General features: G+C 69.9%; 16 protein-coding genes. 7 read left to right on the top strand and 9 right to left on the bottom strand.

Translation table 11 applies throughout. The features are described 5' to 3' along the window. Positions 1 to 52: 52 nt before the first annotated feature. From cysD to LX12_RS17400, 3 genes are read left to right on the top strand one after another with little or no spacing between them, the layout of a single operon-like run. Complete coding sequence (cysD, locus tag LX12_RS17390; protein ID WP_253655836.1) at positions 53 to 976, top strand: sulfate adenylyltransferase subunit CysD; 924 nt, start codon at positions 53 to 55, stop codon at positions 974 to 976. Next, a complete protein-coding gene (cysC, locus tag LX12_RS17395) occupies positions 976 to 2,862 on the top strand; it encodes an adenylyl-sulfate kinase (protein ID WP_253655837.1) in 1,887 nt (628 codons plus the stop codon). Before cysD ends, cysC begins: the two co-directional genes overlap by 1 nt. Before the next feature lie 41 nt (positions 2,863 to 2,903). Beyond that, positions 2,904 to 3,386, top strand: a complete 483-nt coding sequence (locus LX12_RS17400; RefSeq protein ID WP_253655838.1) for a carboxymuconolactone decarboxylase family protein — start codon at positions 2,904 to 2,906, stop codon at positions 3,384 to 3,386. On the opposite strand, the gene LX12_RS17405 is transcribed toward LX12_RS17400, so the two are convergent. Beyond that, the gene (locus tag LX12_RS17405) at positions 3,376 to 4,902 is read right to left on the bottom strand and encodes an HNH endonuclease signature motif containing protein (protein ID WP_253655839.1); all 1,527 of its coding nucleotides are present in this window, start codon (positions 4,900 to 4,902) and stop codon (positions 3,376 to 3,378) included. The genes LX12_RS17400 and LX12_RS17405 overlap by 11 nt on opposite strands. A 259-nt stretch (positions 4,903 to 5,161) precedes the next feature. Here LX12_RS17405 and LX12_RS17410 point away from each other — a divergent pair, with 259 nt between their 5' ends. Further along, complete coding sequence (locus LX12_RS17410) at positions 5,162 to 6,184, top strand: YihY/virulence factor BrkB family protein (protein WP_253655840.1); 1,023 nt, start codon at positions 5,162 to 5,164, stop codon at positions 6,182 to 6,184. Here the strand turns inward: LX12_RS17410 and eutC are convergent, their stop codons facing one another. The 3 genes from eutC to eat are packed head-to-tail and all read right to left on the bottom strand — an operon-like array spanning position 6,185 to position 9,806. Continuing rightward, the gene (eutC, locus tag LX12_RS17415; protein ID WP_253655841.1) at positions 6,185 to 6,970 is read right to left on the bottom strand and encodes an ethanolamine ammonia-lyase subunit EutC; all 786 of its coding nucleotides are present in this window, start codon (positions 6,968 to 6,970) and stop codon (positions 6,185 to 6,187) included. Then, positions 6,967 to 8,376: an ethanolamine ammonia-lyase subunit EutB gene (locus LX12_RS17420; RefSeq protein ID WP_253655842.1), complete on the bottom strand. Its 1,410-nt coding sequence runs from the start codon at positions 8,374 to 8,376 to the stop codon at positions 6,967 to 6,969. Before LX12_RS17420 ends, eutC begins: the two co-directional genes overlap by 4 nt. Further along, positions 8,373 to 9,806 (bottom strand): ethanolamine permease, encoded by a 1,434-nt coding sequence (gene eat, locus LX12_RS17425; RefSeq protein WP_253655843.1) that lies wholly within the window; start codon positions 9,804 to 9,806, stop codon positions 8,373 to 8,375. Before eat ends, LX12_RS17420 begins: the two co-directional genes overlap by 4 nt. Before the next feature lie 226 nt (positions 9,807 to 10,032). On the opposite strand from eat, the gene LX12_RS17430 reads away from it, so the two are divergent. Both LX12_RS17430 and LX12_RS17435 read left to right on the top strand, forming a co-directional pair. Beyond that, positions 10,033 to 11,337 carry a diguanylate cyclase domain-containing protein gene (locus LX12_RS17430; protein WP_253655844.1) on the top strand — a complete coding sequence of 435 codons (1,305 nt, stop codon included), beginning with the start codon at positions 10,033 to 10,035 and terminating at the stop codon, positions 11,335 to 11,337. Positions 11,338 to 11,392: 55 nt separating this feature from the next. Continuing rightward, positions 11,393 to 12,484: a spore photoproduct lyase family protein gene (locus LX12_RS17435; protein ID WP_253655845.1), complete on the top strand. Its 1,092-nt coding sequence runs from the start codon at positions 11,393 to 11,395 to the stop codon at positions 12,482 to 12,484. Here LX12_RS17435 and LX12_RS17440 read toward each other — a convergent pair. The 3 genes from LX12_RS17440 to LX12_RS17450 all read right to left on the bottom strand — a co-directional run bounded on the left by LX12_RS17440 (position 12,472) and on the right by LX12_RS17450 (position 15,802). Further along, positions 12,472 to 13,137, bottom strand: coding sequence for a TetR/AcrR family transcriptional regulator (locus LX12_RS17440; RefSeq protein WP_253655846.1), 666 nt, complete (start codon positions 13,135 to 13,137; stop codon positions 12,472 to 12,474). The genes LX12_RS17435 and LX12_RS17440 overlap by 13 nt on opposite strands. A gap of 83 nt (positions 13,138 to 13,220) precedes the next feature. After that, complete coding sequence (locus LX12_RS17445; protein WP_253655847.1) at positions 13,221 to 14,471, bottom strand: acyl-CoA dehydrogenase family protein; 1,251 nt, start codon at positions 14,469 to 14,471, stop codon at positions 13,221 to 13,223. A 20-nt stretch (positions 14,472 to 14,491) separates the two neighbouring features. Further along, on the bottom strand, positions 14,492 to 15,802 hold the full coding sequence (locus LX12_RS17450; protein WP_253655848.1) for a DICT sensory domain-containing protein: 1,311 nt from the start codon (positions 15,800 to 15,802) through the stop codon (positions 14,492 to 14,494). Between the two features lie 110 nt (positions 15,803 to 15,912). On the opposite strand from LX12_RS17450, the gene LX12_RS17455 reads away from it, so the two are divergent. Beyond that, the gene (locus LX12_RS17455; protein WP_253655849.1) at positions 15,913 to 16,374 is read left to right on the top strand and encodes a MarR family winged helix-turn-helix transcriptional regulator; all 462 of its coding nucleotides are present in this window, start codon (positions 15,913 to 15,915) and stop codon (positions 16,372 to 16,374) included. A gap of 6 nt (positions 16,375 to 16,380) precedes the next feature. On the opposite strand, the gene LX12_RS17460 is transcribed toward LX12_RS17455, so the two are convergent. Both LX12_RS17460 and LX12_RS17465 read right to left on the bottom strand, forming a co-directional pair. After that, the gene (locus LX12_RS17460; RefSeq protein ID WP_253655850.1) at positions 16,381 to 17,904 is read right to left on the bottom strand and encodes an FAD-dependent oxidoreductase; all 1,524 of its coding nucleotides are present in this window, start codon (positions 17,902 to 17,904) and stop codon (positions 16,381 to 16,383) included. A 57-nt stretch (positions 17,905 to 17,961) separates the two neighbouring features. Beyond that, entirely contained in the window at positions 17,962 to 18,915 is a 954-nt protein-coding gene (locus LX12_RS17465; RefSeq protein WP_253655851.1) for an AurF N-oxygenase family protein, read from the bottom strand. Positions 18,916 to 18,969: the final 54 nt, after the last annotated feature.

Raw genomic sequence — 18,969 nt, forward strand, 5'->3', positions numbered from 1 at the left:
CGGCACGGTGTTGGCTTGATCGGACACCCGGTCCCGACGCCGAGGAGAGCCCATGACCGCCGCGGCGCCACCTGATCGCCACGTCGACGAACTGCGGATCCTGGAGGCCGAGGCCGTCCACATCATCCGCGAGGTCGTCGCGGAGCTCGAGCGACCGGTGCTGTTGTTCTCGGCCGGCAAGGACTCGATCGTCCTGCTGCGACTGGCCGAGAAGGCGTTCCGTCCCGCACCGATGCCGTTCCCGGTGCTGCACGTCGACACCGGCCACAACTTCGACGAGGTCGTCGAGTTCCGGGATCGGCGGGTGTCCGGCGCCGGGCACCAGCTCATCGTGGCGTCGGTGCAGGACTCCATCGACGCGGGCCGTGTGACGGAGGTCGGCGGACCCTCCGGGTCCCGCAACCGGCTGCAGACGCGAACACTGTTGGACGCGTTGGAGTCCGGACGGTTCGACGCGGCGTTCGGCGGCGCACGTCGCGACGAGGAGCGCGCCCGCGCGAAGGAACGTGTGCTCAGCTTCCGCGACGAGTTCGGGCAGTGGGACCCCCGTGCCCAACGTCCGGAACCGTGGGCGCTCTACAACGGCCGCATCCGGCGCGGCGAGCAGGTGCGGGTGTTCCCCCTCAGCAACTGGACCGAGGTCGACGTGTGGCGCTACATCGCGCTCGAGGGACTCGAACTGCCGTCGATCTACTTCGCTCACCGACGGGAGGTCTTCGAGCGCGACGGCATCCTGCTCGCCACGTCCCGGTTCACCGCGCCCCGCGACGGCGAGACCGCACGCGTCGAGACGGTCCGCTACCGGACCGTCGGCGACCTGACGATCACCGGCGCGGTGCGCTCGGACGCCGCCGACATCGATGCGGTGATCTCCGAGATCTCCGCCGCGACCGTGTCCGAGCGCGGCGAGACCCGCGCGGACGATCGGACGTCGGTCGCGGCGATGGAGGATCGCAAGCGGGAGGGGTACTTCTGATGGCAGCACGACGCGAACTGCTCCGTCTGGCCACGGCCGGCTCGGTCGACGACGGCAAGAGCACCCTCATCGGTCGTCTCATGTACGACACCGACAGCCTGCCGCTGGACCATCTCGAGGCGGTCCGACGCGACGGCGTCCCCGATCTCGCCGCGCTCTCCGACGGACTGCGCGCCGAGCAGGAGCAGGGCATCACGATCGATGTGGCGTACCGGTTCTTCTCGACCGAGGCGCGCAGCTACATCCTCGCCGACACGCCCGGACACGAGCGGTACACGCGCAACATGTTCACCGGCGCGTCGACGGCCGACGTCGCGGTGCTGCTCGTCGACGCGAGCGCGGGCGTACTGCGTCAGACACGGCGTCACGCACGTATCGCGACCCTTCTCGGTGTGCCACACCTGGTCGCCGCGGTGAACAAGATCGACCTCGTCGACTTCGACGCCGCACGTTTCGCCGAGGTGGAGAGCGAACTCCGTACCCTCGCAGAACGTCTCGGCGGCGTCGAGGTCACCGTCATCCCGATGGTCGCGCGCGACGGTGACAACGTGGTGCACCGCTCGGACCGCACGCCCTGGTACGACGGGCCCTCGCTGCTCGAGCGACTCGAGTCCATCGACCTGTCGGCACCCGCGGCGCGCAGCGATCATCTGCGCCTGCCGATCCAGTGGGTGTCGCGTCCCGTGCCCGGTGAACGACGTCGCTACACCGGTCGGCTCTCGACCGGGACCCTTCAGGCGGGCGACGACGTCGTCGTACTGCCCTCCGGTTCGCGCAGCACGGTGACCGCCGTCGACACCCTGGACCCCGACCGGTCGGTGGCCGTCGCACCCCTGTCGGTGTCGGTGGAACTGGCCGACGACATCGACGTGGGTCGTGGCGACGTGCTCGTCTCCGACGGCTCGGGCGCGCACCGACCGGTGTCGGCCCGTGAGCTCGAGGCGACCGTCTGTTGGTTCGGCGAGACACCGCTGCGCGCCGGCGATCGGCTCGCACTCAAGCACTCCACGTCGACCGTGCGCGCCACGGTGCAGACCATCGCCGACCGTCTCGATCCCGAGACCCTGGAGACCCAGGACTCCCCGGTCGAGTTGGCGCTCAACGACATCGGCTCGGTGACCATCCGCACCAGCTCCGTGGTCGTCGCCGATCCCTACACCACCGACCGGGAGGCGGGCGCGTTCATCCTCATCGACGAGTCGACCAACGACACCGTCGGCGCCGGGGTGATCGACGTGGCACGCGAGGTGGTGCCCGGTGCGCAGACGCGCAACGACATCGTGTGGCACCCGTCGGCGCTCGACCGCGGACACCGGTGGGCCAGCACGGGCCAGCGTGGCGCCACGATCTGGCTGACCGGCCTGCCCGCCTCCGGGAAGTCGACGGTGGCCGTCGCGCTGGAACGGGCGCTCGTCGAGTCGGGCCGCACCGCCTACCTCCTCGACGGCGACAACGTGCGACACGGGCTGTCCGACGACCTCGGCTTCTCGGCGGGTGACCGCGCGGAGAACATCCGCCGGGTCGGCCACCTCACCCGGCTGCTCGCCGACGCGGGCGTCGTCGCGATCGCCTCGTTGGTCTCGCCGCTGCGGTCGGACCGCGCGGTCGCCCGCGCCCTCAACGATGCGGCGGGCCTGCCGTTCGTGGAGGTCGCGGTGACGACCCCGCTCGCCGAGTGTGAGCGCCGGGACCCGAAGGGCCTCTATGCCCGCGCCCGGGCGGGCGAATTGACGGGGCTCACCGGCGTCGACGCACCGTACGAGCCGCCGGAGAACCCGGAGGTGTCGGTGGACACCACCGGTGTCGACACCGACGAGATCGTCGCCACCGTGCTCGACCAGCTGGCGCGGGTGGAGGCGGCGAAGGGCGTCCTGGCCGCGCACTGAGAACGAGAACACGTTCTCGTTGCCGGTGCTAGCGTGCGGACATGGCACGGATCGGCGACTTCGCACCCGACGACCTGATCGGGTGGATGGGCCTGTCACCGACGATCGGCGGGGCCCTCGGTGGATACGCCGACGCCGTGTACCGGCACGGCGGGCTGGCTCCGCGGGTGCGGGAGATCGCCCGCATGGTGATCGCTCTCGACAACGAGTGCGAGGTCTGCCGGAACACTCGCACGACGGACGGTGAGGCCGCCGGCCTCGACGAGTCGTTCTACGACCATGTCGACGACTGGCGGACGTGGGACGGATACACCGACGTCGAGCGGGTGGCCGCGGAGTTCGCCGAGCGGTTCGCGCGCGACCACGTCGGCCTCCGCGAGGACGACGACTTCTGGGGTCGGGTGCACGCGCTGCTCACCGACGAGGAGATCACCGACCTGACGCTGTCGTGCGCACTGTGGCTGGGGCAGGGACGAGCCCTCCGCGTCCTCGACGTCGGTCAGGCCTGCCGACTCACCCTGTGATCGGTGACCGGTAGTCGATGACGCGGATGATCCACGGCTCGCGCGGCTCGGGTGGTCGTGCTTCCGAATGGTGGTCGGCGAGGATCAGTTCGAGTCGGTGTTCGATGTCGGACCAGTCGGGGTCGGGTGGTGCGGTGTCGTCGAGGATCCGGTCGGGCCGGTGCAGGTGGTTGGTTCTCGGCGGGTCGGAGGTGCCGTTGGCGACCCATCCGTATTTCCCGCGGTCGGAGCCGTCGGTGATTTTGACGGTTTTCCAGCCTCCGGGTCCGTGGTGGACGGCCCGGTTGTGCGGTCCGCAGGCGGGGGCGAGGTCGGTGATGTCGGTGTTTCCGCCGTTAGCCCAGTCTTGTTCGGCGTGGTGGGCTTCGGTGTGGGAGAACGGGCGCGGGCAGCCGGGTTTCGAGCAGCCGCCGTACTCGGCGAAGGTGGCGAACCGCTGCGACTCCGACGCGAGACGCTTGGCCCGCCCGAAATAGAGCGGTTCGCCGGTGTGGTCGTCGAACACCGCCAGATACATCTGCGCCTGCGCGGCCAGTCGCACGATCTCGCTCATGGGTAGATCGGTGCCAGTCGTGGTGTGCCCGATCCCCGCGCGCTCCCGCAGTTGGGCTTCGCTGATGGAGACGACGATGTGCGGTGGCAGACCTCGGTGTGAGGCGCCGTACAGTCCGCCATCTGCGGCTGCGCGGAGTAATGCGTTCAGGGCGTCGTGGTTGCGCTGCGCCTGGGTCCGGCAGTCCCGTGACGCGGCGTCGCGCAGCTGATCCTGGTCAATCCCGTCGCCGTCGGCGCCGCCCTTGGGTGACAGCTCGTCGTCCGGGTTGTTCATGCCCGGCTTGGCCCACGCCGCGAGGAGCACCTCGAACAGCGCGCGCGTAGTCGGGTCGAGCGTGGCGGACAGTTTCGACATGCCCAGCGTGTCCTGCGCACCCAGCGACAGCGACCGGTTGCGGGCCCGGTCCCGCTCGTCGGGCAGATCGCCGTCGGGGTCGAGGTGCGACAGGATCCGGGCGCCGGCGCGGGTGATCTCCCGCGGCGAGTGGTGGCGGGCGATCTCCGCGAGCTGCTCCTCGGCCAGGTCCCGCATCTCTGGTGGTGTCGCCGCCGGCACCTTCGCCATCACGTCCAGCACGGCGTCGACGTGTTCGTGGTTCAGCGCGCCGTCGGCCATCGCGTCCGCGGTCTCAGGACACCTTGGTGGAAGCTTCTCCCCGGTCATGGCGTGCATCTCGGTCAACTGCGTGACCTGCCGCAACCGCCTGCGCGGGTTCTGGATACGCAGACGCTGGCCCACGAATTCGTCGAGCTTCGTGCACTGCACCGACCGGAACGCTTCCCGATCACTCACGTCCAGGATTCGCTGCAGCCCAATCGAACCCATCTTCCGGACGGCGTGCTCGTGGGTGATCGCCAACTCCGCGACCTCGAGCTCGCTACACGCGTCGGAGGTGCGTTTTACGATTCGATCCAGCAGGACGTGCAACGCGGCGTAGTCGTCGATCAGACTGTCGCTCACGACGCACCTCCCCCGCATTGAAACTGTACAGACATCATAGAACGTGTGTTCGAGGTGCGCCGTAGTCTGAACAGGTGATCTCTCGGCGAGAGGCTCGCCGGCTCAATCCCATTCGCCGAGTCAGCACACCTGTCAACACTGAGGACGCCTGGTCCTCCGCCGATGCTGTGGTCACGAACCATCACCGGTCTGTTGTCGAGTGACAGGTGGCTGCGGACCACGCTGTTTGAATGCCGTCTCGCGGGGAAATCCCTGCGCCGTGACCGCTGACCCGGATGATCCGCGCAAGCCCGACTCGCCCACGGAGCTGACGAAGCCCTCGATGGTCTTCACCCTCCGCAAGACAGCGCGCGAGTTCTCGCGGGACCAATGCACCGACATCGCAGCGGGTCTCACGTACTACTCCGTCTTGTCGCTGTTCCCGGCCCTGGTGGCGCTCGTGTCCCTGCTCGGTGTGTTCGGGCAGGGACAGCGGACGATGGACGCGGTCCTCGACGTGATCGGTGACCTCGGGTCGGCGTCGGTGGTCGACACCCTTCGGGACCCGGTGCAGCAGTTGGTCGACGCACCCAGCGCAGGATTCGCCCTCGTGATCGGCGTCCTCGGCGCGCTGTGGTCGGCGTCGGGGTACGTCGGGGCGTTCGGACGGGCGCTGAACCGGATGTACGAGATCGAGGAGGGCCGGCCGATCTGGAAGCTGCGGCCCGCGATGCTCCTCGTCACCCTGGTGGCGGTGCTGATGACGGCGGCGGTGGCCTTCATGCTCGCGGTCAGCGGGCCGATCGCCCGGTCCGTCGGCGACCGTATCGGCCTCGGCGACACCGGTCTGCTGGTCTGGAACATCGCCCGGTGGCCGGTGATCCTCGTGTTCGTCGTGACCGTGGTCGCGATCCTCTACTGGGCGACGCCGAACGTGCGGCAGCCGAAGTTCCGGTGGATCAGCGCGGGAGCCCTGCTCGCCATCGTCGTGTGGATCGTCGCGTCGGCGCTGTTCGCCGTCTACGTCGCGAACTTCGCGAGCTACAACAAGACCTACGGCGCGCTCGCCGGTGTCGTCGTCTTCCTGCTCTGGCTGTGGATCACCAACCTGGCGTTGCTGTTCGGCGCCGAGTTCGACTCCGAACTCGAACGCGCGCGGGAGCTGCAGGCCGGGCTGCCCGCGGAGGAACACGTGCAACTGCCGCCGCGGGACACCGCCGCCGCGGAGAAGAACCACGCGAAGGACGAACAGTTCGTCGAGCGCGCGCGTCTGCTGCGCCAGTCCCGCGGCCGCGAGGAGTGATCAGGCGGACTCGATGACCGGCGCTGTCGCGGCGGTGATCTCGGCGCGCGAGGTGTCCTTCAGCGACACACCCGACCGCCCCAGTCGGCGGGCGCCGTCCACCAGCGACGCGGTGATGCGCGCCGCCGTGGCATAGCTCTGGCCGTCCGGCGGGTGGATGTTCGAGATGCAGTTGCGGTCGGCGTCGCTGCACCCCGGGCGAGCCCGATGGGTGAGGTAGATGCCGAGGCTGTCGGCGACGGACAATCCCGGACGCTCGCCGATCGCCACGACGAGGGTCTGCACGCCCAACGCCTCGGCGACGTGGTCGCCGAGTGCGACCCGCGCCTGCGTGGCGATCACGGGTGGCGCGATCGAGAACCGTTCGGACAACGCTTCCTTCAGGGCGAGGACGAGACCCTCGGCGTGGTCGACCAGTGCGCGCGGCGAGAGCCCGTCGGCGAGGACGATCCCGATGTCGGCGTTCGTCGACGGCACCGACGAGAGGTCGTCGGGGAGCCGTCCGAGGTCGGGCCTGCGCAGGTACTCACCCCGCGAGGACGCCTTGCTGGTGACCACCACGGGATCACCGAGCCCGCACCCGGCGATCGTCGCGACGAACGATTCGACGTCGAGCGGGTCGTGCACGGCGTCGCGAGCGGCCGCGTGCGCCGCCCGGAACTCCAGGACCCGGTGCGACGGCAGCGAGTTGCCGGCCCGACCGAGACCGATCCGGGCCTGGGTGGTGAGACGCAGGTCCGCCCAGGCGTCGGTGGTGTCCGGCCGGCTCACCCCTGAGTCGCTCATCGCGCGACCGTCAGCGATCGCAGCGGCGACGTCCCGACGTCGACGGGCAGGATCCGACCGTCCTTGTCGGCCATGCCGAGACCGGCCAACCACGCCTCGAACTCCGGCGCCGGACGCAGGTCGAGCGCCTGCCGGACGTAGAGCGCGTCGTGGAACGACAGGCTCTGGTAACCCAGCATGATGTCGTCGGCACCCGGGACCGCGATGACGAACGCCGCACCCGCGACCCCGAGCAGGGTGAGGAGCGTGTCCATGTCGTCCTGGTCGGCCTCGGCGTGGTTGGTGTAGCAGACGTCGACACCCATCGGCAGGCCCAGCAGCTTGCCGCAGAAGTGGTCCTCGAGGCCGGCGCGGATGATCTGTTTGCCGTCGTAGAGGTACTCGGGCCCGATGAACCCGACGACGGTGTTGATCAGCAGCGGGTCGAGTGCCCGGGCGACGGCGTAGGCACGGGTCTCGAGCGTCTGCTGGTCGACAGGCTTGCCGCCGGTGCCGATGTGCGCGTTCGCCGAGAGCGCCGATCCCTGGCCCGTCTCGAGATACATGACGTTGTCGCCGACGGTGCCGCGATGCAGGGATCGCCCGGCCTCGTTGGCCTCCAGCAGGATCGACAAGTCGACACCGAAACCCTTGTTCGCGCCCTCGGTCCCGGCGATCGACTGGAACACCAGGTCGACGGGCACACCCTTCTCGATGAGTTCGACGGTGGTGGTGACGTGCGAGAGCACGCAGGACTGCATGGGGATCGCGAACCGCTGCCGGATGTCGTCGAGGAGGTACAGCAGATCCGATGTGGCCTCGGGTGAGTCGGTGGCCGGGTTGATCCCGATGACCGCGTCGCCGCACCCCATCAGCAGGCCGTCCAGGGTGGCGGCCGCGATCCCCCGGGGGTCGTCGGTCGGGTGGTTCGGCTGCAGGCGGGTCGCGATGCGGCCCGGCAGCCCGATGGTGGTGCGGAACGCCGACACCACCGAGCACGCCTTCGCGACGAGGACGAGGTCCTGGTTGCGCATGATCTTCGACGTCGCCGCCACCATCTCCGGGGTCAGACCGGGGGCGATGGCGGCGAGGCGCTCGGATGCGTCTGCCCGCGTGGAGGTCTCGAGCAGCCAGTCCCGGAAGCCACCGACGGTGAGGTGCGAGACGGTCTCGAACGCGGCACGGTCGTGACCGTCGACGATGAGCCGGGTGACCTCGTCGGTCTCGTACGGGACGACGACCTCGGAGAGGAACGTCGACAGCTCGACGTCGGCGAGTTGCCACGCCGCGGCGGCGCGTTCGGCGTCCGACTCGGCCGCGCACCCGGCGAGTTCGTCGCCGGACCGCTTCGGCGTCGCCTTCGCCATGAGGTCGACGAGACCGTCGAACTCGTAGGTCGTACCCGACAGGGTCTGGGAGAACCTCACCGCAGGTCCTCCTCCGCCCGGGCCAGAGCGGCGAACTCCTCGTCGGGCGACGCGGCGACGAGACGGTGGCGGCTGTAGAGGGCGAAGTACGCCATGAACACGGCGAACACCCCGAGGCAGCAGAGCGCCGCGACGGTGTCGACGAGGAACGTGGCGATGACCGCGATGACGGCGACGACCAACGCGAAGCCCGTCGTGACGACACCGCCCGGCGTCCGGTACGGCCGCGGCATGTCGGGCTCGCGGCGACGCAGGACGATGTGACTCACCATGATCAACACATAGCTGAGCGCGGCACCGAACACGGCCATGTTCAGCAGGAGCGCACCCTCACCGGTGAGCGAGAGCAGGAACCCGATGACGCCGGGGACGATCAGCGCCAGCGTCGGCGTCTTGCGGGAGTTGGTGACCGACAGCGCCGTCGGGAGGTAGCCCGCCCGCGACAACGCGAACAGCTGCCGCGAGTAGGCGTAGATGATCGAGAAGAAGCTGGCGACGAGGCCGGCGAGCCCGATGTAGTTGACCACCGTCGCCATCGACGAGCCCCCGAGCGCCTCGACGAGCGGGTTGCCCGACGCCGACATCGCATCCGCCCCACCGGCCCCGGTCGTCAGGATGAGCACGGCCACGCAGGTGACGACGAGAACGCCCATCGCCGCGATGATCCCGCGCGGCACGTTGCGTTCGGGGTTCGCGGTCTCCTCGGCCGCGAGCGGCACACCCTCGATGGCGAGGAAGAACCAGATCGCGAACGGGATGGCCGCCCAGATGCCGATGTAGCCGAACGGGAGGAGGTCCGACGCACCGGCGGCGTCCGTCGGCACGATGTTCGTCAGGTTGCCGAGATCGAACTCGCCGACGGCGCTGACAGCGAAGACGATCAGACCGACCAGGGCGATGCCGGTGATCACGAACATCACCTTCAGCGCCTCGCCCGCGCCGGACAGGTGGATGGCGATGAAGATCGCGTACACGACCAGGTACACCCACCACCCGTCGGTGATGCCGAAGAGGTTCAACGACTCCACGTACGCACCGATGAAGGTCGCGATCGCCGCCGGTGCGATCGAGTACTCGATGAGGATCGCGGTCCCGGTGGCGAAACCACCCCAGGGTCCGAGTGCCCGTCGGGCGAACGTGTAGCCGCCACCGGCCGCCGGGAGTGCCGACGACAGCTCGGCCATGCCGAGCACCAGGCAGACGTACATCGCGGCGATGATCACGGCCGCGATGGCCAGTCCGCCGAAACCGCCCTCGGCGAGGCCGAAGTTCCACCCCGAGTAGTCGCCGGAGACGACGTAGCTGACACCGAGCCCCGCGAGCAGCAACCACCCGGCCGTCCCGCCCTTGAGTTGTCGCTTCTCCAGATAGTCGGAGTCGGGGGCGGCCGCGGCCGTCGGTTGCGTACGGATCGGTTCGTCGACGGACACCGTGTCACTCCTGTGCTCGGGCGACCCGCGTCGGATGTGCGCGGTATGTCGTGTGTCCAGGGACAGTAGGACCACCACGTTGCAGTGACGTTGCGACAACACGTCGATCGCCCACCTGGCACTGTGACCCGTACAGGGGTGCGGGGCGACGACGCCCGGCTACCGGCGAGTAATCTCCCTCACACCGAACGCGGCGGAGCCCGAGGGGCGAGAGCGGACCGACAGCATGGACCACGACAGCACGGCGACACCGGACGCCGCGTTCCGTCGTCTCGTGGAGTCGTCGCCGGACGCGATCTGTGTCCACGACGGAGAGGTGGTCCAGTACGCCAATCCCGCGGCGGCCGCCATCCTCGGTGCGGTGTCTCCGGCCGAGATCATCGGCCAACGCATCGACGGCTTCATCCACGTCGACTCCCGCCGGGTCCTGTACGACCGGATCGAGGACCTGTTGGACGGCACTCCCACGACATCGACGGTTCTGGCGCAGGTCGTCCGCCCCGGAGGACGGGTCCGCACGGTCGAGGCCCGATCGGCGCCGACGACCTGGGACGGCGGTCCCGCGATCATGTCCTCGGTGAGGGACCTGACCGGCCAGTCGACCGCAGAGGAGTCCGCGCGGGTCGCGGAACGGCGCCTCGCCGAGATCGTCGACAGCCTCGTCGACGGGGTGGTGGTGCAGGACCGTCGCGGTTACGTGCGATCGATGAACCCGGCCGCCGCGCGTCTCCTCGGTGTCGAGGCCGACGAGGCGATCGGCACCGACTTCCCGGCGCTGCTGTGGGAACGCGGTCTGGTCCGCCGCACCGACGGCAAGATGATCACCCCCGCCGAGCTCCCCCACCGCAGGGCGCAGCAGACCGGCGAGCCCGCGAGCTTCGATCTCGAGATCACCCGGCGCGACCGGACGGTCGTGATCATCCGGGGGACGACCACGCTCGTGGGTGTCGACCACACGCGGCTGGTCATCTCGTCCTTCGCCGACGTGACCGCCGACCGCGAGGCGGAGGCGCGCCTGCGCTACCAGGCACGGCACGACTCGCTCACCGGCCTGCCGAACCGGCAGCACGTCGTCGAGGAGCTCGCCGAGGCCGTGCGTGACCCGGCACGCGACTGCGACCTCGGCGTCCTGTACCTCGATCTCGACGCCCTCAAGGCCGTCAACGACACCCTCGGACACAGCGTCGGCGACGACCTGCTCACCCGCGTCTCGGCGCGGCTGGCATCGGTCATCCCGAGCGGCGGCGTCCTCGGGCGCGTGGGTGGCGACGAGTTCGTCGCCGTCCTCCGGGGTTCCGCCGACGACGTCGAGGACGTCGCCCGGGCGTTGCACGGCGCGCTGCGCGGCACCATCGGCCTCGAGGGCCGCGCCGTCCGCATCACCGCGAGCATCGGCGCGGTCGCCGTCCCGGTCGACGACCACCGCTCCATCGACGACGTGCTCCGCGACGCCGACTACGCGATGTACGAGGCCAAGGGCTCCGGCGGCGACCGCACCGCCTGGCACCGCCGACCCGGACGCCCCGACTGACCCTGGAGGACGCGCAGCGGCGGGGACTGTCGGAGGCTCGGGGTACAACGGGCGGATGCCCGGCACACCCGCGACCACCCGCCCCGTGGTCTCCGATCTCCTCGACGTCCGCACCCTCTGGGCCGAACCTGGCGCGCTCGAGAGCCCGCGGGGGCAGCAGGTGCGGGCGCGCTTCCCGGACGCCGACGTCGTCGAGGTCGCGTCGCACTGGAACATCCCCGAGCTGCACGGCAACGCCGGCAGCGTCGACCGCTGGGTCCGCACGAAGGTCGAGAACCTGGTCGTCGGGGAGAAGAAGTCGCTCTCGGCCCGACCGAACGGGCGATCGACCGACTTCGTCGCGCCGTCCACCGCGAACGGCTGCGCGTTGGCGTGCGCCTACTGCTACGTGCCGCGGCGGAAGGGCTACGCGAACCCGATCACCGTGTTCACCAACATCGACCGCATCGTCGGGTACCTGCGGCGCCACGTCGTCCGGCAGGGGACGAAGCCGGAACCGAACCAGTGCGACCCGCAGGCCTGGGTCTACGACATCGGCGAGAACAACGACTGCTCGGTCGACGCACTCGTCAGCGACAACGTCGCCGACCTGATCCGGGCGTTCTCCGAGATGCCCGCGGCGAAGGCGTCGTTCGCCACCAAGTTCGTCAACCGGTCTCTGCTCGACCTCGAGCCGTGCGGGCGCACCAGGGTGCGGTTCTCGCTCATGCCCGACCGCGACTCCCGCCTGCTCGACATCCGGACCACCCCCGTCGCCGACCGCATCGCCGCGATCGACGACTTCGTCGCCGCCGGCTACGAGGTGCACCTGAACCTGTCCCCGGTCGTCATCCGCGACGGGTGGCTCGAGGACTGGCGGGAGCTGCTGCTCCAGGTCGCCGACGGCACCGGCGCGGCGTTCCGGGCGCAGGCCGCCGCCGAGGTCATCTTCCTCACCCACAACGAGCAGCTGCACGAGGTCAACCTCGGTTGGCACCCGAAGGCCGAGGACGTGCTGTGGCGACCGGACATCCAGCAGCCCAAGCGATCCCAGAACGGCATGACCAACGTCCGCTACCGCAACGACGTGAAGCGTCGCGGCGTCGACGCCCTCTGCGACCTCGTGGCCACGACGACACCCTGGCTGCGCGTGCGCTACGCGTTCTGACCGATCTCCAGTCCGGTCACCTGCACCGTCGCCGTGGGCAGCGGCAGCGCGATCAACGCGGCGACGTTCTTCTCGGGGACGCCGAGGGCGCGCAGCACGTGCCCGGTGACGGTGTCCGTCGCCTCGGCGTCGTCACGATCGGGTTCGTCGAGCAGCAGCTTGGCCAGCGCGAGGGTGGCGCCCGAGACGACCGTCAGCGCGAGGTCGAGGTCGGTGACGACGAACCTGCCGGCCTCGACGGCCGCCCCCACATCGCGGCGGGCGCGCGGGAGCAGGCCCTCGTCCGCGGTGAGCATGCCCAGGCCGCGGTTCACGATCACCCTGCTCAGTTCGGGGAACTGTCGGTGGAGTCGTCCGGTCAGTCGGAAGCTCTGGGTGAACGCCACGGCAGGGTCGTCGATGTCGGCGGTCAGGCCGTCCATCATCGCGCCGTGGACGTCGACGACGGCCATCACCGCGGTGTCGAACAGTTCCTCTTTCGTCGCGAAGTGGTTGTAGAACGACCCCGTCCCCACGTCGGCGACGGTGGTGATGTCGAGGACCGACACCGCGGTCCGCCCCTCGGCGAGGAACTGCTGCGCCGCCCGGATGAGCGCCTGGCGGGTCTGCTGCTTACGACGCTCGGAACGACTCGCCGCACCGTCGCCGCTCACCGGTCACTCCTGGTCATCGGGTCATCATCGCACGATCCCAACTGTGACGATGTCGTCAGATCGCCTGGCGTCACCGCTGCTCGTCAGCGGTGCTTGGCCAGTTCGAGGCGCGCGACCATGCCGAGGTGCACCTCGTCGGGGCCGTCGGCCAGGCGGATCGCCCGCGCCGCGGTCCATGCAGCCGCCAGCGGGGTGTCGCTGCTCAGCCCGCCCCCACCGTGGATCTGCATCGCCATGTCGATCACCTGCTGGGCCATCGTCGGCACCGCGACCTTGATCTGCGACACCTCCGAGAGAGCGTTCGTCGGGCCGCCCTCGTCGAGCTTCCACGCGGCGTTCAGCACCAGCAGTCGGGCGGAGTCGATCTGGATGCGCGCCCACGCGATCCGCTCCCGGTTGCCGCCGAGGTCGATCAACCGCTTCCCGAAGGCCGTCCGGTCCATCCCCCGACGGATCGCGCGCTCGAGCGAGGCCTCCGCGAGTCCGATCAGACGCATGCAGTGGTGCACGCGTCCCGGACCGAGCCGGCCCTGGGCGATCTCGAACGCCTTCCCCGCGCCGGCGATCACGTTCTCGGCCGGCACCTGCACGTCGGTGAAGCTCACCTCGCCGTGGCCGTAGGGCTCGTCCCGGAAACCCATGGTGTCGAGCAGTCTCTCGACGACGACGCCGGGCGCGTCCCGGGGGACGAGGATCATCGAATGACGGTGGTGGCGGTCGGCGTCGGGGTCGGTGACCGCCATGACGATGAGGATGCGGCAGTCGGGGTGACCGACACCGGTGGACCACCACTTGCGACCGTTGAGCACCCAGTCACCACCGTCGCGGACGGCGGTCAGCTCCATGTTCGTCGCGTCCGAGGACGCCACCGCGGGCTCGGTCATGCAGAACGCGCTGCGGATGTCGCCGGCGAGAAGCGGTGCGAGCCACCGCTCCTGCTGCTCGACGGATCCGTACTTGAGCAGCACCTCGGCGTTGCCCGTGTCGGGCGCGTTGCAGTTGAACGCGTACGGCGCCATCGCCGATCGGCCCATCACCTCGGCCACGGGTGCGTAGTCGACGTTGCTCAGCCCGGCGCCCCCACGGGTCCCGTAGCGCTGCGCCCATGGACCCTCATGACCCGCCGGGAGAAAGAGGTTCCACAGACCCTCGGCGCGGGCCTTCTCCCGCAGCTCGGCGAGGACCGGCAGCGGGGTCCACGGATCACCGCCGTTCGCGCGCACCCCCGCGAGCTCACGGTGGTAGCCGTCCTCGATCGGGTCGATCTCGCGGGCGACGAACTCGGAGACGGCGTCGACGAGGTCGGCGGCGCGTGGCGACGGGGCGAAGTCCATCCCCCGAGGCTATCGACCGCTCAGTTCTCCAGGAATCGGTCGAGGATGGCGTGGACGGCGCGGATGACGGTCGCGCGGTCGTAGGTCTGCACGAAGTCGAAGGTGCGGTCGAGGTCGCTGCCGTCGTCGTGGCGGTCACGGGCGGCGAGCAGCGCCGAGAAGTGCGGCGCCAGAACCGCCACGTTCCACTCGTCGGCGAGCGGGTCGTCGGGGTCGAGCGCGGCGTGGACGACGGCACCGTCGGCCATCGGCTGCACCCCGACGCCGTAGACACCGGCCAGAGCGGTGGTCTGCGCGAGACGATCCCACCGCAGCGCCGTGGCGACGGTGAAATGGCGGGCGTGCTGGAACGTGCCGAGGACGACGACGGCCCCGCCGCTCGCCGCGGCCTGCGCCTCGAGCGCCTTGCTCATCTCGATCAGCAGACGCTTGCTCCCTCGCCGCGCCCGGTGCGACCCGGCGCAGAGGGAGTACGGCGTGGTCGGTTCCGCCGGCTCCGCGTGGGCGCGCGTCGTGATCGTCAGCGGCGCGCGAGAACCGGTGACCGTCCTCGGATGCTCGACCGCGGGGAACATCGCCCCCATGCCGTGGGTCGCGCCCAGGGTCTGTGCGACCTGCCGGTGGCGGGGTGAGTCCACGCCGTCGGCGATGACGACGGTCGGCGTCTGTTGCACGTGCGCGGAGAGCGCGTGAACGAAGGCGCCGAGGCGTTGCGACGACCCGATCTGCATGACCTGTCGGTCCACGACCACGACGTCGGGTTCGATGAGCGCCAGCAACGTCATGGCGCTGTCGTCGACACCCAGTCCGTCGACCCAGACGGCCCGCCCGGCACCACGCGCGGCGTGTACGGCGGCGATGGTGCGGTGCGGGTGGTGCAGCAGATCCTGCGGTCGCACGGACACGGCCGCCGTGTCGACGGAGTCGTCGTGGGTGGCCGCGGTGGTCGACAGCAGGTCGATCGTCACCAGCAGCGGGACGTCGCCCGCACCCGCGACCGGGGTGATGGTCCGGGCGACCGCGAGCCGGGTCGCGTCGACAACACGCTCCAGACCCATCTGGCGTGCGGCGTGCACCAGGGCGTGGGGTTCTGCGATCGCGGTGCCGGGTGGCCCGGAGACCTGGACGGACACGGCCGCGACGGCCCCGTCGGACAGTCGGTGGATCGGGGCGAACCGGGGGTGGAGCAGGTCGGCCCAGGTGCTCATCTGGTCGTCGGCCTCGATCTGCCGCCGACGGGTGTCGTCGGCGGTCACGGTCGCGACCGAGCAGGGCCGTGCGCCGGGATCGACCGGTGACGAGGTGGTCGCATCCCGGTCCCCCTTCCTCACGACTCCTCCGAGTATATGGTTTCCACGGAAACCAAATCCGTCGATGAGGAGAATTCCTCACGCAGGCTTCTTCGGACTCACCGACCGTCCAGACGGCCACCGGAGGTGTGATGTACGACGGGACGGTCGCGGCCGAACTCTTCGACCACCTCGTGCGCGCGCAGATCCTGCTGTGGAACGCCGTCGACGGGCGGTTGCGGGACGTCCACGACCTGCCCCTGAGCTGGTTCGAACCGATGCGGGTCGTGGCCGGTCGCGACCACGCACGGGTCCACGACATCGCCACCACCCTGCTCATCACCGACGGCGGGGCGAGCAAGCTCGTCGATCGCATCGCCGCGGCCGGGTACCTCGACCGCCACCGCCATCCCGACGACGGCCGCGCGACATGGCTCGAACTCACCGGTTCCGGCCGGGCCGTCCTCACCGCCGCCGAGAAGACGTTCCACGACGAACTGGCCCACCGGCTGGGGTCGACGATGTCGGTCGAGCGCCTGCGCGAGATGACCGACGCGCTCGCGTCCGTGCGCCGACAGGCGGCGGATCCGGAGTCCGTCGGGCCCCGTCCTTGAGGCGGATCAGCCCCGGCGACGACGCCGACGAGCGGTCTTCGTCAGTTCCTCTGTGCTGGTGAGCTTCACGCGCGGACGACCGGCTCCGGCGCCCCGCTCCCGCTCGACGCGGTCGATGGTGCGGATGCCGCGCCGTCGGATCGGGGTGACGCCGCGCTTGCGGAGGAATGCCTCGAGCTCGTCGGCGTCCCGGTTGGGCGACGGGACCAGTCCGTCGGCGATGTCGTCGACGACGGCGGTCACCGTGTCCTCCGCGCACGCACGGTTGGCCCCGATACCGCCGGACGGCCCTCGCTTGGCCCACCCGACGACGTAGGAGCCGCGCACCACGTCGTCGCCGTCGACGACGCGACCGTCGTGGCTGGGGATGAGGCCGGCGTCGGGGTCGAACGGCAGGCCCGCGATGGGCCTGGTCCGGTAGCCGATGGAGCTGATGAGGTTGTCGGCGGCGATGTCGTACTCGCGCTCGCCGGACCGGACACGCACTGCCGTCATGGAGCCGGCATCGCCGATCACCTCGACGGGACGGGTGCCGAACACGAACACCACACGGCGTCGGCCGGCCTGCGGGGGTCCGGAGAACTCCGACGGGTCGACCTCGTCGGCATCGAGGGTGACCACCTCGACGTCGGGCATGGCTGCGAGCGCGGCGAACTCGGCCTTCGTGTAGGCCGCGGTCTCGGGTCCGCGGCGGCCGAGCAGGACGATCTCCGACGTCGCGTTGTCGTCGAAGAACGGCAGCGACCGGTCCGCGATGTCGGTGCGACGCAGCGCATCCGACGAGGTGTGGAACAGCCGGGCGATGTCGAGCGCGACGTTGCCGGTACCGACGAGCACGGTGCGGCCGACGACGCCGGGCCGCAGCGGGTTCTCCACGTCGGGGATGCCGTTGTACCAGGCGACGGTCTCGGTGGCCGACGTGCTGCCGTGCAGGTCCTCACCGGCGATGCCGAGGCGACGCGGTTCGGACGCACCGACCGCGTAGACGACGGCGTCGAAGTGGTCGGCGAGGTCCTGGGGAGTGATGTCGACGCCGACCTCCACCCCACCGAGCACGGTGACCCTCGGGTCGCGCAGGTGCAGGTCGAAGCCGTGCATGATGTTCTTCGTCGCCGGGTGGTCGGGCGCGACGCCCGAGCGGATCAGACCGCCGGGGGTCGGGAGCTTGTCGATCACGGTGACCGACGCCGTCGTGCGGTTCAGCAGGGTGCGCAGCGCGTAGCCCGCCGACGGACCCGTGCCCACGAGAGCCACGTGCAACCCCTCGGGCAGCCGGGGGATACGCGCGTACTGGGTCTGCGTGGGTCCGGCATCGACCTCGGTGTCGCGGTAGTACGCGGCGTTGACCTCGGCGAAGTGTGCGTCCTTGGGACCCAGCCGGTCGATCGGGAAGATCGCGTCGACGGGGCACGCATCGGCGCACGCGCCGCAGTCGATGCACTTCTCGGGGTCGATGTGCAGGATGTCGGCGGTACCGAACCCCGGCTCACCCGGTGCCGGGTGGATGCAGCCGACCGGACAGACGGCCACACACCCGGCGTCGCTGCAACACGACTGGGTGATCGCGAAAGCCACTGCGCGCCGCGATCAGAGGATGTGCGCGCGGCGGTACCAGTACGCCGCGGGGCGGGTCAGCAACCCGACGCTGTCGAGGAACTCCATGAGGTGCTGGCAGCTGCCACGCATCATCGAGTGGAAGTGCGCGTTCTTCTGGCGCGCCGCCATGGCCTGCTTGCGGTCGAGACCGGCGTTCACGTACGCCTGCGGCGAGTGCAGGCTGCCGACGATCACGAAGCCGGCGATCGCGATGATGAGCGCGCTGATCTGACGACGCAGCCAGCCCACACCCTTGAGCGACTCACGCACCTCCTCGCGCGCGAACTTCATGTGGCGCGACTCCTCGAGGACGTGGATCTCGTTGATCGTCCGGACGAAGGGCAGGACGCGGTCGTCGTTCATGCAGCCGCGCTGCAGGACGTCGAGGACCTCCTCGGCGACGAGGATGCCGGCGTAGGCGACCTCCTTGCGGGCGAGGAGCTTGAAGCCCTGACCCAGGAAGCCGACCAGCTTCGACGGCCGGTAGGAGGTGCCGACGAGCTTCTCGGAGCCCTTGGCGAACATCAGCGAGTGGCGGCACTCGTCGGCGATCTCGATGAGCGACCACTGGAACTCGGGGCTGTGGTACTCGCCGAGGTACTGATCGCGCAGCACCATCTCCTGCAGGATCATCTCGAACCAGATGCCGTTGGAGGCGACCGACGCGGTCTCGTGCTTGGTCAGCTCGATCTGCTGCTTCTCGTCGAGGCTGTTCCACAGGTCGGTGCCGTAGAGGGTGCACCACTCGGGGCTGCACCCGTACTTCGTCGGGTCGAGCGGCTCGTCCCAGTCCACCTCGGTCATCGCGTTGCGGGAGAGCCGTGCGGCGGAGGCGATGAGGCGGTCGGAGACCTCCTGCGGTCCCTGGTCCAGCCGGGAGTCGGCGACCGCGCCCTGCGGCTGCGTTCCGTCCTGCGCGACCGTGTTGTCCGCGATGACCGTCATCGTGCACCTCCGTTGTGGGACGACCTCGTCGTCGTCGATCGTGACAATTTCTGT

The organism is Williamsia serinedens (assembly GCF_024171725.1).
In the GTDB taxonomy this organism is placed as follows: domain Bacteria; phylum Actinomycetota; class Actinomycetes; order Mycobacteriales; family Mycobacteriaceae; genus Williamsia_A; species Williamsia_A serinedens.